This window comes from Thermodesulfobacteriota bacterium, from assembly GCA_039028315.1.
Classification (GTDB): Bacteria; Desulfobacterota_D; UBA1144; order Nemesobacterales; family UBA2774; genus CR02bin9.
Genome location: JBCCIH010000002.1, coordinates 1 through 19,908, shown reverse-complemented (window position 1 = coordinate 19,908; position 19,908 = coordinate 1). Strand labels below are relative to the sequence as shown.

Genomic DNA, 19,908 nt, shown 5'->3' with positions numbered 1-19,908 from the left:
TAAACGATGAGACATAAAAGAGTAGGAAGAAAACTTGGAGTAACTACAAAGCATAGAAAATCAATGCTTCGCAATATGGTTACCGATTTGTTTCGTAACGATAGCTTAAGAACTACTGACACAAGAGCTAAAGAAATCAGAAGAGCTGCGGAGAAGATTATTACTCTTGCAAAAGAGGGTACGCTTCATAAAAGAAGACAAGCGGCTGCCTATGTAAAAGATAAAGAAGTTCTGCAGAAACTATTTGATGAGCTTGCCCAAAGATTCAAAGACCGTCCCGGCGGTTATACAAGAATCACTAAACTTGGTTTCAGAAAAGGAGATAACACTCCTATATCATTAATTGAGCTAGTTGAAGAAGAGTATAAACCTAAAAAGAAAAAGAAAGCTAAAGCTGCACCTAAAAAGAAAACGACTCCTAAAGCAAAAGATGATTCAGCTAAAGCAAAGAGTTCTAAAAAAGAATCTGCTGAAGAACTAGGGTTAATAGATGAAGAGAAAAAGGCTGCAGAGGCTGTAGTAGCAGCTGAGGCTGTAGAAGAAGTAACCCAAGAGCCTGAGGCAAAGGTTGAGGAAACTCCTGAGGCTGAAGTAAAAGAAGCTCCAGTAGAAGAAACAGCTGCGGAAGCAAAGCAAGAAGCACCGGCCGAAGAAGAGGCGCAAGCACCTGAGGCGGCGGCACAAGAAGCTCCGGCAGAGGAAAAACCTGAAGAACCAGCAGCAGAAGCAGCCCAAGAAGAGGCCCAAGAAGTAGAAGAGCCTGTGGCTAAAGAAGAAGCACCAGCTCAGGAGCCAGAAGTTGAAGCAAAGGCTGAAGAAGAAATAGAGGCTAAGGCTGATACAGAAGAGTCTTCACAAGAAGCTCAGGAAGATACACAGAGCGAAGAAGAAAAAGAGAAAGAAGAAAAGTAAATTTTTATAACAACTATCGAACCGGAAGGATTTTAACTATATCTGTAGATTGAACTTGCTTATCAACGGGCGGCCCTTGGGCCGCCTTTGTTTTTTAAAGACAAATTAGACTTTAAAGAAGGAACAGGTAAGTGAAACCAGTTGGATTAATTCTAGATAGCGATAATATTTCAGATCTGGTGTTATTAGCAAAGAAAGCTGAAGATGCCAATTTTGACTCTGTATGGGCAACAGAACTCTACAGAACCAGCTTCGGACAGCTATCTGCGGTAGCATCAGCTACTACACACATCAAGCTTGGTACAGCTGTGGCACTCGCTTTTGTGAGAAGCCCTCTAATAACTTCATTAACAGCTCTAGATCTGGACGAAATATCTAACGGAAGGCTGATCCTAGGACTTGGGACTGGGGCAAAAAGAACAAATGAGATGTGGCATGGCGTTAGCCACGGAAAGCCTGTCGCCAAGATCAAAGAGTGCATAGATCTTATTAGACTATTTAGCTCAGAAGCTCACACAGGGGATCCTATAACTTATGAGGGTGAGTACTACAAAATTTCAAACAAGGGCTATCACAGGGCCTTTGCGCCGGCCAGAGAGACCATTCCTATCTATTTAGCAGGAGTGGGAAGTAATATGGTAAGAGCATCTGCGGAAGTTGCAGATGGCTATCTGGGCCACGTGGTTTGCTCGCTGAGGTATATGAAAGAGGTTGTTAGTAAAAATATTGCAGCGGGGCTAAAACACTCTGGCAAATCCCGGGAGGATTTTAATGCCTGCTCCATCATCACTTGTGCCATATCTGAGAATAGACCACAAGCACTCGAAGCAGCCAGGGCTACTATAGCTTTTTACGCTACTGTTAGAACATATGAACCGCCTTTTAAACTACACGGCTTTACAAAAGAGACTGAAAAAGTAAGGGATGCTTTCTTTAAAAAAGACATAAATAGGATGATAAGCTCCGTTACTGATGATATGGTAAACACCTTTGCGATTGTAGGAACGGCCTCTGAATGCCGCAGAAGGGTTGAAGAATACAGGGAGTTTATTGATCTTCCTATACTTAGTGCCCCACATTATTACCTTGATTTTGAAGAAGTAAAGAACTACCAAAACGCAATTTTAGAGACATTCTCTTCTAGTTAACCCCATTTCATTTTCCCTAAATTATTCTCTGTGCTATTCTTATTACATATTATGTCCAAGACTGTACTAATATCAGGAGCAGCTGGCTTTATTGGAACTCATTTGACACAGCTATTGGTCGCAAATGGGTATGAGATAAAGATTCTCACAAGATCAGCAAAGTCCTCTAAAGAAAATGTTATAAACTGGGATCCCGACAAGGGTGAATTGGATGCTGAGGCACTAGAAGGTCTTTATGCCGTAGTTCATTTAGCGGGTGAGAACATAGCAGGTAGATGGACTGAGGGAAAAAAGTCTAAAATTGAAAACAGCAGGGTAGATGGCACAACACTACTATCAGAGACTCTGGCAAATCTTCAAAATAAACCAAAAGTGCTAGTTGCGGCCTCAGCAATTGGATACTATGGTAGCCGAGGGGATGAATTATTAACTGAAGACAGCTCAAGTGGTAATGGGTTTTTGGCAGATGTCGGGGTTAAGTGGGAGCAAGCTACAAAGAGCGCAGAGCTAGCTGGAATCAGAGTTTGCAATCTGCGAATTGGATTAGTTTTGGGTATAGATGGCGGCGCCTTAGAAAAAATTCTGACCCCATTTAAACTAGGCTTGGGCGGGAAAATTGGAGACGGCAGACAGTACTGGAGCTGGATTGCAATACAAGACCTAGTGGAAATTATCTACTTTTTAATAAAAAACGAACAAGTCTTAGGCCCAGTTAACGGCGTTGCCCCAATTGCGGTTACTAATGATGAATTTACCTCCGCTTTAGGCAGAGCCCTTAATCGACCCACGATATTGCCTCTGCCAGCCTTTGCTGTTAGAGGGCTATTTGGAGAAATGGGCGAAGAGACTATGCTTTCTAGCACCAGAGTGGTTCCACAAAAGTTGTTGGATTCAGGCTACAAATTTAAATATACTACCTTGCAAGATGCACTGTCAGATATATTAAAAACAAATCAATGAGCAACTCCGAAGATACACTTAATAAACAATTTGGTCTATATGAGCTTAATGAGAGGGATGTAGATCCTAATCCGATAATACAGTTTCGCAATTGGTATCAAGAAGCTCTTTCGGCTGACCTTATACACCCAAATGCATTTACTCTTGCTACATCAACTAATGAAGAAAAGCCTTCTGCCAGGGTTGTTCTTCTTAAAGATTTTGATGAGCACGGTTTTGTTTTCTATACAAACTCTAGTAGTAAAAAAGGTCATGAGCTCAGCAATAACCCCTGTGCTGCTATGTGTTTTTGGTGGGGCAAGCTGGAAAGGCAGGTAAGAATCGAGGGTAGTATCCAAATAGTCTCCGTTCAGGAAGCAAACGAATATTTTGCAAGCAGGCCCAGAGGAAGTCAGATCGGGGCATGGGCATCTGAGCAGAGTAGTGTAATATCCGGCAGAGAGATCTTAGATGATAGATTTAAAGAGTTTGAAGACAAGTACAAAGATCAAGCTGTTCCCAGACCCCCTTATTGGAACGGATATAGATTAGTTGCAGAGACGATTGAGTTTTGGCAGGGAAGAGATAATAGGCTTCATGATAGGCTTGTTTACACGCATGCAGATGAGGGCAGTTGGAAAATTGAGCGACTTGCTCCTTAAGACTTGTTAATTATTGGTTTTTAATTCCTCTGTATATTATTACAGTTCCAATCATAAGCTCTATAGATTCATGAGTGGTAAATTCTGCTTTATTCATAATTTCAATAAATTTTCCCCTTTGTGGAAACTCTGATGTTGAATCGGAGAGATACTTGTACTCTTTTTGGCTTCCGAAAAATGATCCGATAAATGGCAGAAATTTTCTAAAATAAAATAAATAGATTGGTGCAAATATGGCATTTTTAGGAATTGTAAATTCTAGTATAGCTAGCTTTCCTCCGGGCTTTAAAACTCTGTTCATCTCGGTAAGCGACTCTAGCGGATTCACAGTATTTCTTATTCCAAATGCAATAGTGATAGCATCAAACGTGTCGTTAGTGAATGGTAGTTGCTCAGCATATCCTTGGACTAACTTAATCTTGTTTTTATATTCCCGGACTTCACATTTGGGTTTTGCCATTCTGAGCATTTCACTGCTTGGATCAATTCCCACTACCTGAGCCCTTTGCAGTTTTTTTATAGCTTCAATTGCAACTTCTCCAGTGCCCGTAGCTATATCTAAAACAAGATCTGAACCCTCTATCTCATGTACCAGCTTTCTCCTCCAAAGCTTATCCATTCCAAAACTAAAGAAAGTGTTTAGAGAGTCATAGTGCTTTGCAATTTTATTAAAAAGAGATGTTGTCTCAGGCATTTGTATTTAATTGTAACTGACTGTGATAAAAGAGTTATCTATGTAGCTGTTTCCAAATCACCTGACAATGCTTCCATTATTCTTATCATATGGGTTGATTTATTAAGCACATAGAAATGAATCCCGGGAACCCCCCGGGCGATAAGTTCTTTAGATTGTTCAATACATTGCTGGATTCCGATGTCTCTAGCTTTAGCATCATCATCCGTAGCCGAATCAAGCTTAGCTTTTAGTTCCTGTGGTATGCTTGTGCCGCACATAGAGGTAATTCTCTTTATCTGTTTTGCAGATAGTATTGGCATGATGCCTGGGATTACAGGAACGCTGATACCTATATCTCTTACCCTATCTACAAAATCAAAATAATACTTATTGTCAAAGAATAATTGTGTGATAATGACATCAGCCCCTGCGTCTACTTTTCTTTTTAGATTTGCCAAATCTACATCCATCTCTGGGGCCTCTATATGTTTTTCAGGATAGCCTGCTACAGCGAGACCGAAATGATCCGAACTGGCTTTGCGAGATTCAAAATTTCTAATATGTTCAACAAGTTCATTGCCGTGGGACAATCCATCCTTGGAAGCAATAAAATTAGTCTCACCCTGCGGAGGATCTCCTCTAAGTGCAACAATGTTTCTCACTCCACCTTGGTAAATTTTCTCAAGCATAGAGTCAAGTTCGTTCTTTGTTGCCCCGACACATGTTAGATGGCATGCGGACTCTATGCCAAAACGGTTTTTGATTAGTGATGCAATATCTAGAGTTTTATCTCTTGTTGTACCCATTGCGCCATAAGTAACAGTAATAAAATCAGGCGTTAAGGTAGTAAGCAGAGATAGTTCAAATTGCAAATTATCCAAGCCCTTTTTTGTCTTGGGCGGGAATATCTCAAATGATATTAGAGGTTTTTTATTTTTATTGTTCAAATAATCCGAAAATCGCATTTATTCACCTTATTTATTGCTTTTAAGACTGTAAATTCTTTCACTTCCAAGGAGCTTTGTCAAATGCGAATATACTGTTTATTTATATTTGAGATTTTACTTTGTATTATTATTCGCTATATTTTGACATGGAAAATTTATTTTTTCTCAGAGCACAACGGGGAGTATGTAATGAAAACTAGAGTTTATAGTAAAACTATATCGATCGTATTTCTATTTTTTTCACTGTTATTTATGATTTCCTGTCAGCAAACAAAAGATTTTAGTAGTGAACTAACCGAGGATCTTCCTAATCCGGTGAGTGATTTTACTGAGAATGATAACTACAAAATTGGTCTAAAGTGGTACCAGCAGGGTGAGTATCGTATTGCTAAAAAAATGTGGCTTCCAATGGCAAGAGGAGGCGATTGTGATGCAGAGTATGCAATCGGGCTTCTATATTTCGATGGATTAGGAATTAGGAAAAACCGGGATACTGCCCTTAGATGGTGGATAAGGGCGGCAAATCAGGCTCAACCACAGGCGCTAAATACCATGGGAGTAGTTTTTGCACATAGAAGTGTTCCATATACCAGGCTTAATTGTAAAAAGGGCTGCGGCGAGCCTAGAGATCTTGTGGAGGCTTATAAATGGTTTGGGCTTGCTGAGAAGTATGGACCGCCGAGAGAAGTTCAATTTGCTCAGAAATCTATGAACCGAATCAGCATCGACATGAGTAATGTGCAGATCAAAGAAGCCAAAGTATTGATAGATGAATGGCAGCCAGAGCCCGCTAAATGCAGATCAAGAGACTTAATAATTGTAAGTCTCAGCCAGACTTTTATACCTTAAAAAACTTTTTTTATTTTAATCCTTGACATCCTAGATCCATAATGTATTATCTAATTGAAATTGATTATCAATATTGATTTAGTATTGAACATATATCAGAAGTTGGAATAAATTAGTTAGTAACAATATATTCTAGGAGGTTTTAAATGGCTGTTTTATGCAATGATACTCAGAAAGTATATTCACTATCATCTTCAAACATCGGAAACGTCTCGCAGTGCAGTTGCTGTGATTCATTTCACGTAGCAATAGGAAACATCACTCTTAGGATGGAACGAAAGCATTTAATTAGTTTGACCCAAATGATAATTGAAGCCTTAGAAGTAAAATCTATCAATGAAAACACTTATCCTGACATATATGTCAGAAATCAGGCGCAATAATCCATGATTCTTGGAAATATTACAAATTTTGCCATAAAGAGGGGCGGCATCTTTTTTAGTACTATGCCCTAATAACCTTAGCCAGCCGCCCCTCTTTCCTTTTCTTAACATTGATAATAGGAAAATACGAATTGGATAAAGCTGTTCTAAAGCATGTTGCAAAAATTCATAGGGAGGCTCGATCTCCTTTTTATTCTCATCTCTCATAATCAATAGTTTGTACCATCAAACAAGCTTCCCTATGAATAACAATGTAACAATCAATTAAATACACAGTTCACTCATTAGCTGACGACAAATAACATGCTTTTTGTAAATTACGGATGAAAACGAATATCAGTATCAAATAAAGGAGGTATTGGATAGGATGAATAGTTTTGTAAGTTTTTTAAGTTTTAAGGCTCTGTCCATAGTTGCTATTTCGTTTTTGCTTGTTTGTTTGATAGGGGTTTCTGTAGATGTTGTGTCTGCAGAGTTAACTGAGGATCAGCAAGAGTTCTCAGACTCACTTACGGAATATAATAAGCAAAGAGCTGAGCAAATGAAGCGTGCTGAGTACGAGAAATCTAAACAGTCTCAGAATATCGAAGTTGCTCAAAGGCTTAGCGATGATGAAACAGAAACTCAGGACGAGAGGATTGAGCAGCTTGAAAGAAAACTTCAAGCCGTAACTCAGGAGCTTCAGAACGTAAAGAGCTCTGGTATGTCTGATGAGAGAATGCAGTCAATTGAAGACAAAATCAGTGTATTGGCTGAAGAGATTGACAATATCAAGTCTGCATCAGTTGTCGAAGACCCAACTTATGAGCAGGTATACGGAGCTGCACCAGCAGCATCAAAGGTATATCTAAAAGATAAAGGACTCTCCATCGGTGGTTATGGTGAGCTACTTGTTGGTCAGATTAAAGAAGATGCCAATAACGTAGTTGATGCACTTAGAGTGGTTTTATATTTCGGATATAAATTCACAGACAGAATTATCTTTAACTCAGAACTTGAGTTTGAACACGCTTCTACCTCAGCTAATAAAGACGGGCAGAGCGGTTCGGTGTCTGTAGAGTTTGCCCTCTTGGATTTTCTACTGCACCCCGCGTTTAACCTAAGAGGTGGATTGCTTCTCACACCCTTTGGTATCATAAATGAGGTACATGAGCCAACCACTTTCTTTGGAGTATTTAGGCCCTCAGTTGAAACTCAGATTATTCCTACAACATGGAGAGAAAATGGTCTTGGTGCGTTTGGTGAATTTAATGTTGGTAACGCCGGATCAATTAACTATAGAGCTTACGTAATGAACAGTGTTGATGCTAGAGGTTTTAGACCAAACAATAACAGATCTCTACGTATTAGAGGTAACCGTGCGCTGTTTAACGATGTTGCTTTTGTGAGCCGTGTTGAATATCAGCCAGTTCCATATGTAGCAATCGGTGGATCTATTTGGCTTGGAAATAGTGGTCAAAACCAGAAAATTGACAACCCTGAATCTGAATTTGACGGTGATAAATTTGACGGCTTCTTCCAGATGTATGAGGCTGACATACAGTTTCAGTATGCAGGGTTTGAAGCAAGATCACTCTTTGCTTACACAAGTCTAGATGATGGAGCAAGGATTAATGCTCTAAACGGACTTGAAGGCGATGATTCAGTAGGTAGTGAGCAGTGGGGTTACTATGTAGTTGGTGCATATAATGTGCTTACACTAGCTAACTTTACTAGTCAGTATGCTCAGTATCTAGCTCCATTTGTAAGATGGGAGCAGTATGATACACAATCAAAAGTACCATCAGGATTCTCTAGTAACCCAGCCAATGACAGAGATGATCTAACAATAGGTCTTAATTACAAACCTATACCAAACGTTGTGATCAAAGCTGAATATCAGTATCTTGATAATGCTGCAAACAATAGAGATAATCAGTTTAACTTCGGACTTGGATATGTGTTCTAAGTCTGGTTAAACTATAGAAAATTAACGGGCGTAGGAATTAGCTTTCTGCGCCCGTTTTATTATATGAGGTACTTAATGAGAGCATCTATCATAATCATCTTAACAATTCTTTATCTGGGATTTACCCATTCGTTACACGCTGAAGTTTTCATGAAAAGAAATGAAGCACTTCAAACTGTATTTCCAAATGCTACCGATATTGAAAGAAATGAAATATTTTTTACCCCAGAGGAATCTAAGACCATAGAATCAATCGCTAAAGCTAAGAACGATACAAAGCTTTATATAATTTATGAAGCCAAAGATGGGGATAATATCATAGGCTATGCTATAATAGACACCCATACCCTCAGGACCAGGAGCGAGACCGTAATGTTTGTAATTAATCCTGATGGTAGCTTAAGACAAACAGAGGTGCTGGCATTTTTTGAGCCTCCCGATTATCAAGCAGGAGACAAATGGATGCAGCTTTTTGAAGGTAAGACAACAGATAACACCTTAAAAGTAGGAAGAGATATCCCTAATATGTCAGGAGCTACAATCACGGCAGTTGCTCTTGCCCAAGCTACTAGAAAAATTCTAGCTGTATATAAAGTAGCGTCTGAAAAGGGTATGCTTAATTAGTATAGGATCAAAAAATTGCGCTTTTTCATTTCATCTGATATTAGAAAAAATACTCTTTTAAAACTGATTATCCTCTTTACAGTTATCTTTTTCGTTTTTCTATGGATTACAAACCTTCTTTTATACCTTCAGATAGGTTTTAGTTATGAGACAGTAGTCAATTATTATCTGGGTTCAGAGGCTGATTTTAGGCCGCCCAGAAGCTACTTGGGCATGCTTGAGGAAGCGCACTTTCACTTCTTTGCAATGGCAATAATATTAGTCACGCTTAACCACCTAATTCTATTTACAAAGATCAGCAACCTTTGGAAATTGATTCTTATTCTGACATCTTTCCTTTCAGCTCTTGGAGATATTGCTGGAGGATGGCTTATACGATATGTAAGCCCCGATTTTGCATATTTGAAGATAATATCACTAATTCTGCTTCAAGTCTCTCTAGGGGCTCTAATGGCAATTGTAATATGGTATTTATACGCGTACACAGGCAAGAAAAGCGACTACAACGCTAATTAAATTAACTGAAGCTTTTTCCTAAGCTTGCTAACATCATAATATGGCTCCCCTCTTTTTTTCGCATGCTCATAAATCATTTCAAGCTCATCAATTACTGAGTTCAATTTGAGCTTTCCTTCATTGGTTTTTAGAGCATCTTTTGGGGATATGCCACCTAGTACTTCGAGCGGACTATCGATCCAGCCGTCGTAGTGTCTATCAAGCTCAGAATCTAGCTCCTTTTTGTTTTTAACTCCGAGTGGATATTTCTTTGGTTTTTTGGGCTCATCTAAAGATCTATCAATAAATGTATCCAGTTCCTTTGTGCTGTCTTGTATATGTTGAATAAAACTTCCGCACTCTTTTTCAATTTTTGCTCGGGCTTTTGCCAGCATATCTATGGAATAGCATTCTACGTGAAGCTTGTTTTGCTCAATCTCAAGCGTCGCCGTAATGTTGTTTCGTCCGGCCTTTTCCCAAGAAAATACCCGAAGCTCCTCAGTTTTATCGCTGAGCTCCTTAAGTGACTTTATCCCCACTAGTTTTTTAACGCACTTCTCATAATCCAGCACATTATAATCTGATGTGGCCAAAACAAACTCATGTCCTTCAGGTGTTACAAAATGAGGATTGTTTACGGTTTCTTCAAGATAAGCACCGATTTGATATCCCCAGTCTTTTAAATATTTCTCTTTGGATTTAGTTTTACCATATAGTTTTCTATATTCCTTTAACTCCTGGTTAAAAAACTTTGAAATAATCTCTTTGAACGGGGAGGGGTACAAAGATACTATGCTTGAAAAGTAGTGTTCTTTACCTATTTTAAGCGGTCTTGCTGCTATTATGTCATTTCGTTTTATCTGCTTGGATGAAGCCTTATCTAATACTTCATAAACTTTTCCGGTGAATAAATCTTTTATCTTGCATTTTTCTTCGGGTTTTACATCCTGAACTTCAAAGAAACTGTGAACACTGTTTACCCAGTCTTTTATAAGTGCCCTTTCAGATGCAGCCAAATTAGGACCTTCTTCCTCTAGAAATTTCTCGGCCACTCTTAACTCAGAATCGAGCAACTTAAAATCATACAAGAACCAGTCAAAGAACTTTTCAAAAGTAAGATCATCTATTTGGTCTTCTTTTATATCCTCACTTGTAAACTCAGGATCGTTTCTCCAGATATAAAAAGCCTCGCCCAGCTGAGATTGTATCTCGGGCCGCTCTGAGTACTCAACCAGCTTTCTTCTAAGTTCACTATCTATCTGGTCCAATTTATACTTGTTTAGGTCTACAACAGATTCACTCATGGTAATTAAATCTAATACCGTATTCGTTTTTTTCAAACTTTACTCAAGCAATCCAAAGCGATCAGACAAATACTCAGATCTAAAATCAAAGATCTCATTTAGCTGACTCTTTACCATAAGCTCATTCGCCATTCGGCTAAGCGGGTCTATTGGTAAGGCATAGTTTACTAGATCTGTTGCCTCAACTCCGCCTTCTATCTGGGTAAATTTGTGCTGATGATGCCAGAACTTATATGGACCAAAGCGCTGCTCATCAATAAAAAAGTGAGGCTCGTCAACGTGGGTTATCTCTGTAACCCAGGTCATAGGGATATTCATTACGGGAGCAACGGTGTAGGTAATAATCATCCCAGTATACATTTTATCAGGGAGCTCGGATGTAATTTTTAAATTAAGTGATGGAGGTGTAATAAGTGGTAGGTTATTGGGATTTGAGAAAAACTCCCAAGCCTCTTTGATGTCCATTTTGAGATTTATTTTGCGCTCTAATTGATAAATTTTCATACTTTAATGTCCTTTTAAAATTTAGTTTACCCCAAATTACAAAAAGCGGGCGATATTAATCTCAAATAGCTAATAATAATAGATATCTTTCTAACATCTATTTTCCGATGTATAATCCTTCTCCGTCATGAAAATTGTAAGAGTTAATGAAAGAAATCTAAAAAAACAGCTTGAGGGTCTTAGGAGGAGTTCGTCCCTTACGGATCCGAAACTTGATGCTGCTACAAAGAAGATTGTCGACGATGTGGCAAAAAACGGCGACAAGGCTCTATTTAAATACACTAAGCGCTTTGATAAGACAGAGCTTACAAAAAAGACTATAAAGGTTACGCCCAAAGAGATTAAAGATGCACAGTCTCAGGTTTCAAGCAGAATTAAATCAGATCTGAGGACAGCAGCTAAAAGAGTGAGGGAGTTTCATAAGCACAAGCTTCCCAAAGGAAGTATGTATAAAGATGCACTAGGGAACGAGCTTGGATGGCTTATTCGCCCAATTGAAAGGGCGGGGCTCTATGTTCCTGGTGGTAAAGCTGCATACCCTTCAACTGTATTAATGACAGCAATACCTGCAAAAGTGGCCGGGGTTAAAGAGCTAGTTCTGGTGACTCCATGTCCTAACGGCGAGCTTAATCCAACAGTGCTTGTTGCCGCCTCAATAGCCGGGGTGGATTCAATATACAAAGTAGGCGGAGCACAGGCTGTATCAGCTCTTGCGCACGGCACAGAATCAGTACCCAAGGTAGATAAGATTGTTGGTCCGGGAAACATTTATGTTACGATCGCAAAGAAGCTTGTTTTCGGCGAAGTAGATATTGATATGATTGCGGGCCCGAGTGAGGTTCTTATTATTTCAGATGCCTCTACACCTGCAAGCTGGGTTGCCGCAGACCTGTTAGCACAAGCCGAGCATGATGAGATGGCCGTTCCTCTTTTAGTTACTAACAAAGAGAAGTTTGCAAAAGAGGTGGCAAAAGAAGTTACAAGACAGCTTTCTCTTCTGACTAGAAAACGCATTGCAGGTGAGGCTGTTAAGAGTCAGGGGCGCATTTTTGTTGTCAAAAGCATCAGTGAAGCAGCAAATGTTGCAAATGCTCTTGCTCCTGAGCATCTTGAGCTATGCGTTAAGAATCCTAAAGCGCTTCTTAAAAAGATTAACAACGCCGGCGCAATATTCTTAGGTGGGATGTCCACAGAAGCATTTGGTGATTATGTAGCGGGTCCTAGCCACGTACTACCCACAGGAGGGGCTGCAAGGTTCTCTTCACCTCTTAGCGTGTATGACTTTTTAAGGATGCCGAGCGTTATATCAATCTCTAAGAAAGGTTTTGACAAACTTAGCGACTCTGTAATGAACTTGGCCTATAGCGAGGAGCTTGAGGCGCATGCTCTTTCCGTTAAAGTTAGAAAATAGGTATTCTTCCCTAATAAAATGAGCTCACAAGATAAAAAATCAAAGTCTGAAGAACTTGGTATCGTAGAGGCGCGTGTAAGCCCCGAAATAAGAGAGATCTCTCCTTACCACGTTCCGGCGATTGACTGCAAAATTAAATTAGACGGTAATGAAAGCCCTTTTGAGCTTTCTAATTCAGTAAAATCCAAAGTTGAAAAAGCCATAAGCGATCTAGCTATACACAGATACCCCGATCCTGAGGCTCACAAGCTTATAGAGCTGATTTCCAAAGTCACTGAGTTTTCAAAGGACGGGATATTGCTCGGAAACGGATCAGATGAGCTAATAGGTATGCTAATAACTACTCTTGCAAATGGCTCAGGGAAGATTTTATGTCCTTCTCCAACATTTTCTATGTATAAACTCACCGGGCTTGCCATGGGGGCAGAGGTCATCGAGATACCTCTAGATGATAAATTCGATATAGATCTGGATGAAACACTATCAATCATAGAAGAGAATGATCCCGACTTAATATTTCTTGCTTCACCTAATAACCCCACAGGCAATATGTACAACGCTGGCAAAATCACTGAGATTATAAGCGCGGCCAAAGGGATTGTTGTTGTGGATGAAGCGTATTCTGATTTCAGCGGCTATACATTTTTGCCGCTCGTAAAAGAATGCGAGAACTTAATCATACTTAGGACCTTATCAAAGGTAGGGTTTGCAGGGCTTAGGATCGGGATACTTTTTGCGAGAGAACAGATAGCAAAAGAGATAAATAAAGTTCGCTACCCATATAACATTAATTCGCTCAGCCAAAGCGCCGCGGAAGTGGTTTTAGATGATCATGAGTTTGTAACTGAGAATATTCAGCTCATTATTAAAGAAAGAGAGCGCGTATTTAGTGCGATGTTAGAGCTGGATGATCTAACGGCATATCCAAGCGATGCAAACTTTATATTCTTTAAAGCTCAAGACGCTGATATGCTTTTTAATGAGTTAGTGAAAAGAGACATTTTAATAAGGAACTTCAACAGACCTGGAAGGCTCGAGAACTGCATGCGTGTAACAATCGGAACACCTAATGAGAATGATGCATTTTTAACTGCTCTAAAGCAAATTCTTTCCTCTTAACTTTTGTACTGCAATAAACCCTATCCAAAAAATAGTTGCTGCTATTGGAAATACATCACCGACTCTGGTGTAGAGTGTTTTAGGTCCATCCATTAGTGCTACTGCACCCTCTAGGTTGGTCTGAACAAAATTGCCTGTCTGTGCAACAACCCTGCCCACTGGATCAATAATCGCACTTATCCCAGTATTAGTTGATCTAAGCAGATATTTCCTTGTCTCAACCGCCCTTGGTATAGATATAAGAAGATGCTGATATGGAGCGATCGTCTCACCAAACCAAGCGTCGTTTGTAATGTTCACAATCAGATTTGCGCCCTTGTCTACAAACTGGCGACTAAATGATGGGATTATATCCTCATAACAAATTATAGGAGCAATCTTAGCCCCTTTCTCTGGTATAACAAATAGATCAAGCTCATCGCCAGGCGTAAAGTCCCCAGTGGCCGGACTTACCTGCTTGATAGCTGGAAAATACTGAGCGAACGGCAAGTACTCGCCAAATAGCAGAAGTTTAATCTTATGATATCTCTCAAGTATGACCCCGTCTGAGTTAGTTAGAAAGGCGGTATTGTACTTGGTAAGGTTCTCGTCAGTTATAACAGTCGATTCAGGGTCTTTAGGCGTAAATGACATGCCGCCCACTATAAAGTACTTGCCTTCCATCTGGGGCACGCCGACTTCATCCCTAACAATTAAGTAATCAGAATCATTTGAAAACCATGCTTGGATTGAGGTCTCAGGCCAAATAATCAGATCAACTTCACTAAGCTGCTCTGACATCTCTTTATGTTTATCTGTGACTATTTGTTCCTGATTCTCAGTTTTCGCTAAAAAGTCGAAGTTTGCCTGCACCATGCCCACTTTGAGCTTAGGCGCATTTTGTATATCTACATCGACCTGAAGTATTCTGAAATACCCGTATGAGAGAGCTAAAAATATAAGAGTTGCAGAGAGAATTAACTCAGGTGCTGGCAGAAGCGCGTTTAGTGTAAATCTCTTTACTATTCTTAGAAGCGCTACGTTTACGACCACAATCACAAAGCTTAGGGCATAAATGCCAAAGAGATCATACATCTGGATAATAGTCAGATAATGGCCTTGCGAGTTCGTTATGCCGTAGGGGAAAAGGAATGGGAAGAGATATTCAATTGATGTCCAAATAGATGCAATTAAAAGCACTGACAGGTAGCCTGGTTTTCTAAATAGTCCGAGCCTGGTTGTTATGTAAGAGAATATTGCAAACGCAAGCCCAGCGTATGCGCTTAAAAAGATTATAAAAACAAAACTCACAGGTATTGGGAATCCGCCGAACCTTGTCAGTGTTCCAACTAGCCAGTACGTTCCTATAAAGTTAGCGATTGTTCCTGAAAGAAGGCCCAGCTTAAACGCGCCCCAAGGGGTTCTTTTTGCAATTGACCAATAAAGAGGTATTAAAAGCGCCCACGCTGTAAAGCCTAAAAAAGGGACCATAAAACTAAGCGGATATAACACGCCTGTGAGCGAAGCAAGTATTATGTCTCTAGTCGTAATTTTAGACATGGTGGTTAAAGATACCCAAGGGCTCAAAATTAGAAAGGAGCTAGGCCTTTCTTTTCTTTGCCCGTTTTCTAGGCGGCTCGGGATCAGGATCTGATAGCTGGCCTGATGATCTTAATCTATAAAGCTTAACAGCACCTACTACAATAAGCCCAAGCGCTGTTACCTGTGCAACAGATAGTCCCGGGATCGGGCTTTCGGTGGTATCTCGTACAAATTCAACGAAGAATCTTTCGAGCCCAGCAATTATTAGATAGATTGAAAACAGCCATCCTGCCGGTCTTACTTTAGTCCTTATTTTCCAGATATATAAGAACGCAAAGAACATTATCACAATTTCATAAATCTGTGTTGGATGAACAGTTTCTGTGGTCGGAGGAAGCCCTTTAGGAAATGCCATACCCCAAGGCAGATCAGTTGGTATTCCGTAATCATCACCTACTAAAAGACAGCCGACTCGTCCAATGGAATAGGCAAGTGCAAGAGCTGGAGCCGCTAAATCTCCTACAGTCCACATGCTTATTTTATTCTTATTAGCAATGATCCAAACAAGTATTATAGCTCCTATAAACCCGCCGTAGAAAGTAAGCCCGCCTCTTGATAATAGATGAGTGATAGGATCTCTTAATAGCTCCCCTAGCGGTACATTCTCGAACAGATAAAGAAGTTTTGCTCCTACAATGCCGCCAATCATTGTGGCCAGAAACATATTGCTTACAGCTTTCTCATTTAATTTCTTTCTTTTGGTCTCTAGTGAAATAAGCCAATATCCCACTAGAAAGCAAAGGGCTACCATTACTCCGAAAGAAGATATTGAAAAATCGCCAATTTTAATTAGTTCTGGATACATTTATTTTAAGCTGTTTTCTTTGGATGAATTTTTTATCTTTGAGTGGATTTCTTTTTTAAGCTGAGCGTTTTTGATCATGAAATAAAAAAGAAAACCAAAAAGAACGATGCATATAACAATCTGGATTATAAGGGCCTGGGACAAACTACTCATATTTATATCTCCCGCAAAATGTTAACGCATAAAGTTATAACTCAATCTCTAGTGTTTTCAAGCCTTTGTTCAGCAATAATCTTAACTAAACATTAACATTATCTTACTTGAATTATAATAAAGAATAGGTAGATTCACTATACTAGATGCTAAGTTCTCCTGTACTGGTTCTGAATCGTTATTTTGTTCCTGTAACTATTACAAGTGTCAAAAGGGCTTTTGTGATGTTGTACGCAGGTATTGCAAAAGCAGTAGACACTGAATATAACACTTTTGACTTTGATTCCTGGTCACAAATTTCAGAATTTAAAGATAAAGACGATGTAATTCGCACTGTAAGCTCTGTAATTAAAACTCCAAGAGTAATAATACTTGTTAGATATGAGGGCGTAATTAGAAAAGAGGCTAAATTTAACCGCCTAAACATCTTCAGACGTGACGCTGGTACTTGTCAGTATTGCTGCAAGCAGTTCTCACGCTCAGAGCTCACAATTGACCACGTAGTGCCCCGCTCTCAAGGCGGAAGAAGCACATGGGATAACGTGGTTTGCTGCTGCATTGCTTGTAACCGCAAAAAAGGCGGCAGGACTCCTGCTCAGGCCAGAATGAAGCTTAAGACAATACCTAAAAAACCGCTTTGGGATCCGTTCTCAAATATATATATAAAAGCTGTAAGGTATAAAGAATGGGAGCCGTTTTTAAACTTTGTAGATATTTCTTACTGGAATGTGGAGCTCGAAGAGTAGTTCATTTTAGATCAATAACATTTATGCTAGTTTTTAGCTTTTCCATAGGCTAAATTATTTCTAAGTATCATCACAATTACATTTAAATTGAGCATATAACGGAGGGTTTTATGGCCATCAGATTATTAATCCTAACATTTGCAATATTTCTAGGTTTTAGCACTGTTTCTTATTCACAGATCAAGCTGCCTGATGTCACTGGGCCTATTATTCAAAGAATCCCCGTCTATGTTCCTGAGCTCACAAGTTTAGGTGCTCCTAACGCCAAGGGTAAGGAATTTGCTGACGTAGTTAGAAATGATCTAAAAAATGCTGCCTTGTTTGATGTAAGTCGAGGAGGCGCTTTGGGCGGTGATTTAAATAATATTAATTTTCAGAGCATCTTTGACAACGGTTCAGACTATCTGATCGCAGGTCAATATCAGACAGAAGGAAATAGAATCAAATTTGCTGTTCAGCTCTATAACGTAAAAGAAGAAAGACCGATACTTGGCAGAACCTATGTTGCAACTCCCGGTAAGGTAAGAGAGGCAGCACATAAATTTGCAGATCTCGCGATGAAGCAAATGACCGGGAAACAAGGCTTTTTCACATCTAAAATAGCGTTTGTGTTAGGTAGTAAAAGAAATAGGAATCTTTTCATCATGGATTATGACGGGGCCAATAAACAACAGCTTACTAAGCACAACGCACTTGTGATGTCTCCAGACTGCTCACCTAATGGAAGGCAGATCCTATTTAATTCCGATAATGTTTGGGATCAGGATCTTTATCTCTACACCCTAGGGCAAGGAGAGAAGAGGCTTACAAAGGCATTTAAACTTGAGCAGAGCCCTGAGTGGTCACCTAGCGGAAATCAGTTTGCATTTAGCTCAAATGGTGACATATATGTATCAAATCTTAAAGGCGGCGCGAAAAACCTAACCCGCTCTGGCTCTATTGATATATCCCCAACTTGGTCCCCAGACGGCAGCCGGATAGCATTTGTATCCGATAGAAGCGGAAATCCTAATATTTATGTTATGAGTTCAAACGGCGGTGCAGCCAGAAGAATTACCTCTAGCGGGTATAACACAGACCCCTCTTGGTCTCCCAATCCAGAGGTAAATAAGATTGCTTTTGTAAAGGTAGACGGTGGAACAAATATATACACCATAGACCCAAGTGGAGGCGGACAGAGCAGACTTACCTTAAGCGGCGGAAGAAACGAAAACCCGTCTTGGTCTCCAGATGGTTACTACATTGCCTTTACATCAACTAAGCAGGGCGCTAGGGACATATATCTCATGTACGCTAATGGCGAGAACCAAGTGCGCCTAAGTCAAGGCGGGGGCAAGCGTTTCCCCACCTGGTGTAAGTAAGCATTGGCCCAATCTTAGGTGATAAATAAATGAGGATTTTTATCGCCGCATTATTGCCGGAAAGTATCCGCGATCAAATAACTTCCCATATTAATTCTATCAAAGCAGATATAAAAGGGGTTAAGTGGGAGAAACCAGAAAAACTGCATTTGACTCTGAACTTCCTTGGAAAAATACAAGAGGGCAAATTAGAACAAATTACCACTATGCTTGATAATCTTATAGATGATCATGATCCCTTTCAGCTTCATCTCACAAATTTTGGAGCATTTCCCAATCTTAGAAACCCTAGAGTCTTATATATAGGTTTGTCTGAGAATAAACATCTCTCTATCTTTCACAGCAAACTGACTAAGGAGCTTTCCGAGCTTGGATTTGAGATAGAGGAACGAAAATTTACACCCCATATTACTATTGGACGGGTAAAGAATAAAATTAGGATTGATTCTTGTAAAGATATTATACAAACTCACTTTGAATTGAACAGAATCACAGCAATTGAGAGTGAGCTCAATCCAAAAGGATCAATTTATACTCCACTTAAAACCTTTAACCTTGGTAAAGAGTTATAGCTTCACTTTATATGAGGAGATCATTTTATGACTAACAATACAAATTTTAACGGGTTTACTAAAGACACTTTCAAGTTCTTTAAGGACCTTGAAAATAATAACAAAAGAGAGTGGTTTGAAGCAAACAGGGAGGTTTTTGAAAAAAATGTAATGGAGCCTGCCCAGGACTATATAATGGAGATGGGCGAGCTCTTAAAACCAATGTGTCCAAAAATTGTTGCGACACCAAAAGTGGATAAATCCATATTTAGAATTTATCGAGACGTTAGATTCAGCAAGGATAAAACTCCTTATAAAACACATTTAGGTATTTTTCTTTGGGAGGGGCCCCTTAAAAAGCTGGGTAATCCGGGATTTTATATTCAATTTGATAAATCTAAGCTTTTAATTGCCGGAGGGTTATATTCCTTACCTTCAGAGCTAACAAAGTCATACCGAGATAGTGTTAGTGATCCTAAAAAAGGCGCGCAGGTCTCCAAAATACTAAAGAAGATTGCAAAGAATTCTGAATATACCCTTGGGGGTTCGCATTATAAAAGAGTACCTAGGGGCTATGATCCTGAGAATCCAAATGCAGACTTGCTTTTGCATAACGGCCTATATTTTTACCTCGAAGGACCAATTCCAAAAGAAGCTACTTCTAAGGATTTTCTAAACTATACATATGGTTTTTTTAAAGATATGATGCCGCTACATGCTTGGCTAAGGGACAATGTTACTTCTTCTTAGTGTATTTGATACTTGCCTTTTCTACCTTGCTAATATTTTT

Annotated in this window: 22 protein-coding genes; 15 read left to right on the top strand and 7 right to left on the bottom strand. The window is 39.5% G+C overall.

The window, feature by feature from the left end; genetic code table 11:
- Positions 1–6: 6 nt before the first annotated feature.
- From rplQ to pdxH, 4 genes are all read left to right on the top strand, one after another.
- Positions 7–912 carry a 50S ribosomal protein L17 gene (gene rplQ / locus AAF462_00360; protein ID MEM7007567.1) on the top strand — a complete coding sequence of 302 codons (906 nt, stop codon included), beginning with the start codon at positions 7–9 and terminating at the stop codon, positions 910–912.
- Between the two features lie 131 nt (positions 913–1,043).
- A complete protein-coding gene (locus AAF462_00355; protein MEM7007566.1) occupies positions 1,044–2,060 on the top strand; it encodes an LLM class flavin-dependent oxidoreductase in 1,017 nt (338 codons plus the stop codon).
- Between the two features lie 51 nt (positions 2,061–2,111).
- Positions 2,112–3,020, top strand: a complete 909-nt coding sequence (locus AAF462_00350) for a TIGR01777 family oxidoreductase (GenBank protein MEM7007565.1) — start codon at positions 2,112–2,114, stop codon at positions 3,018–3,020.
- Positions 3,017–3,661 (top strand): pyridoxamine 5'-phosphate oxidase, encoded by a 645-nt coding sequence (gene pdxH, locus AAF462_00345; protein MEM7007564.1) that lies wholly within the window; start codon positions 3,017–3,019, stop codon positions 3,659–3,661. The genes AAF462_00350 and pdxH overlap by 4 nt, the downstream gene beginning before the upstream one ends.
- Before the next feature lie 10 nt (positions 3,662–3,671).
- Here the strand turns inward: pdxH and ubiE are convergent, their stop codons facing one another.
- Positions 3,672–4,355, bottom strand: coding sequence for a bifunctional demethylmenaquinone methyltransferase/2-methoxy-6-polyprenyl-1,4-benzoquinol methylase UbiE (ubiE, locus tag AAF462_00340; protein ID MEM7007563.1), 684 nt, complete (start codon positions 4,353–4,355; stop codon positions 3,672–3,674).
- 38 nt (positions 4,356–4,393) lie between these two features.
- On the bottom strand, positions 4,394–5,302 hold the full coding sequence (metF, locus tag AAF462_00335) for a methylenetetrahydrofolate reductase [NAD(P)H] (GenBank protein ID MEM7007562.1): 909 nt from the start codon (positions 5,300–5,302) through the stop codon (positions 4,394–4,396).
- Positions 5,303–5,473: 171 nt separating this feature from the next.
- Here metF and AAF462_00330 point away from each other — a divergent pair, with 171 nt between their 5' ends.
- The 5 genes from AAF462_00330 to AAF462_00310 all read left to right on the top strand — a co-directional run bounded on the left by AAF462_00330 (position 5,474) and on the right by AAF462_00310 (position 9,604).
- Positions 5,474–6,133: a tetratricopeptide repeat protein gene (locus tag AAF462_00330; protein ID MEM7007561.1), complete on the top strand. Its 660-nt coding sequence runs from the start codon at positions 5,474–5,476 to the stop codon at positions 6,131–6,133.
- Positions 6,134–6,279: 146 nt separating this feature from the next.
- On the top strand, positions 6,280–6,516 hold the full coding sequence (locus tag AAF462_00325) for a hypothetical protein (protein ID MEM7007560.1): 237 nt from the start codon (positions 6,280–6,282) through the stop codon (positions 6,514–6,516).
- Positions 6,517–6,883: 367 nt separating this feature from the next.
- Complete coding sequence (locus tag AAF462_00320; protein ID MEM7007559.1) at positions 6,884–8,464, top strand: hypothetical protein; 1,581 nt, start codon at positions 6,884–6,886, stop codon at positions 8,462–8,464.
- Positions 8,465–8,539: 75 nt separating this feature from the next.
- Positions 8,540–9,088: an FMN-binding protein gene (locus AAF462_00315; GenBank protein ID MEM7007558.1), complete on the top strand. Its 549-nt coding sequence runs from the start codon at positions 8,540–8,542 to the stop codon at positions 9,086–9,088.
- A 15-nt stretch (positions 9,089–9,103) separates the two neighbouring features.
- Entirely contained in the window at positions 9,104–9,604 is a 501-nt protein-coding gene (locus AAF462_00310) for a hypothetical protein (GenBank protein MEM7007557.1), read from the top strand.
- On the opposite strand, the gene AAF462_00305 is transcribed toward AAF462_00310, so the two are convergent.
- Together AAF462_00305 and AAF462_00300 are read right to left on the bottom strand one after the other, a co-directional pair.
- Positions 9,601–10,923: a hypothetical protein gene (locus AAF462_00305; GenBank protein MEM7007556.1), complete on the bottom strand. Its 1,323-nt coding sequence runs from the start codon at positions 10,921–10,923 to the stop codon at positions 9,601–9,603. The two genes, AAF462_00310 and AAF462_00305, sit on opposite strands and share 4 nt — an antisense overlap.
- Positions 10,924–10,926: 3 nt before the next feature.
- Complete coding sequence (locus AAF462_00300) at positions 10,927–11,352, bottom strand: SRPBCC family protein (protein ID MEM7007555.1); 426 nt, start codon at positions 11,350–11,352, stop codon at positions 10,927–10,929.
- A gap of 166 nt (positions 11,353–11,518) precedes the next feature.
- Here AAF462_00300 and hisD point away from each other — a divergent pair, with 166 nt between their 5' ends.
- Together hisD and hisC are read left to right on the top strand one after the other, a co-directional pair.
- Positions 11,519–12,802: a histidinol dehydrogenase gene (gene hisD, locus AAF462_00295; protein ID MEM7007554.1), complete on the top strand. Its 1,284-nt coding sequence runs from the start codon at positions 11,519–11,521 to the stop codon at positions 12,800–12,802.
- Positions 12,803–12,820: 18 nt separating this feature from the next.
- Positions 12,821–13,921, top strand: a complete 1,101-nt coding sequence (gene hisC / locus AAF462_00290) for a histidinol-phosphate transaminase (protein MEM7007553.1) — start codon at positions 12,821–12,823, stop codon at positions 13,919–13,921.
- Here the strand turns inward: hisC and lnt are convergent.
- Genes lnt through AAF462_00275 form a run of 3 tightly spaced genes read right to left on the bottom strand, consistent with a single transcriptional unit; the run spans position 13,898 to position 16,460 of the window.
- The gene (gene lnt / locus AAF462_00285) at positions 13,898–15,460 is read right to left on the bottom strand and encodes an apolipoprotein N-acyltransferase (GenBank protein MEM7007552.1); all 1,563 of its coding nucleotides are present in this window, start codon (positions 15,458–15,460) and stop codon (positions 13,898–13,900) included. The two genes, hisC and lnt, sit on opposite strands and share 24 nt — an antisense overlap.
- A gap of 40 nt (positions 15,461–15,500) precedes the next feature.
- A complete protein-coding gene (lgt, locus tag AAF462_00280) occupies positions 15,501–16,307 on the bottom strand; it encodes a prolipoprotein diacylglyceryl transferase (GenBank protein MEM7007551.1) in 807 nt (268 codons plus the stop codon).
- Positions 16,308–16,460, bottom strand: a complete 153-nt coding sequence (locus AAF462_00275; protein MEM7007550.1) for a hypothetical protein — start codon at positions 16,458–16,460, stop codon at positions 16,308–16,310.
- 146 nt (positions 16,461–16,606) lie between these two features.
- On the opposite strand from AAF462_00275, the gene AAF462_00270 reads away from it, so the two are divergent.
- From AAF462_00270 to AAF462_00255, 4 genes are all read left to right on the top strand, one after another.
- Complete coding sequence (locus tag AAF462_00270) at positions 16,607–17,206, top strand: HNH endonuclease (GenBank protein MEM7007549.1); 600 nt, start codon at positions 16,607–16,609, stop codon at positions 17,204–17,206.
- A gap of 110 nt (positions 17,207–17,316) precedes the next feature.
- On the top strand, positions 17,317–18,567 hold the full coding sequence (locus AAF462_00265) for a DPP IV N-terminal domain-containing protein (protein ID MEM7007548.1): 1,251 nt from the start codon (positions 17,317–17,319) through the stop codon (positions 18,565–18,567).
- Between the two features lie 29 nt (positions 18,568–18,596).
- Positions 18,597–19,139, top strand: coding sequence for an RNA 2',3'-cyclic phosphodiesterase (gene thpR, locus AAF462_00260; GenBank protein ID MEM7007547.1), 543 nt, complete (start codon positions 18,597–18,599; stop codon positions 19,137–19,139).
- Positions 19,140–19,166: 27 nt separating this feature from the next.
- Positions 19,167–19,868 carry a DUF2461 domain-containing protein gene (locus tag AAF462_00255; protein ID MEM7007546.1) on the top strand — a complete coding sequence of 234 codons (702 nt, stop codon included), beginning with the start codon at positions 19,167–19,169 and terminating at the stop codon, positions 19,866–19,868.
- Positions 19,869–19,908: the final 40 nt, after the last annotated feature.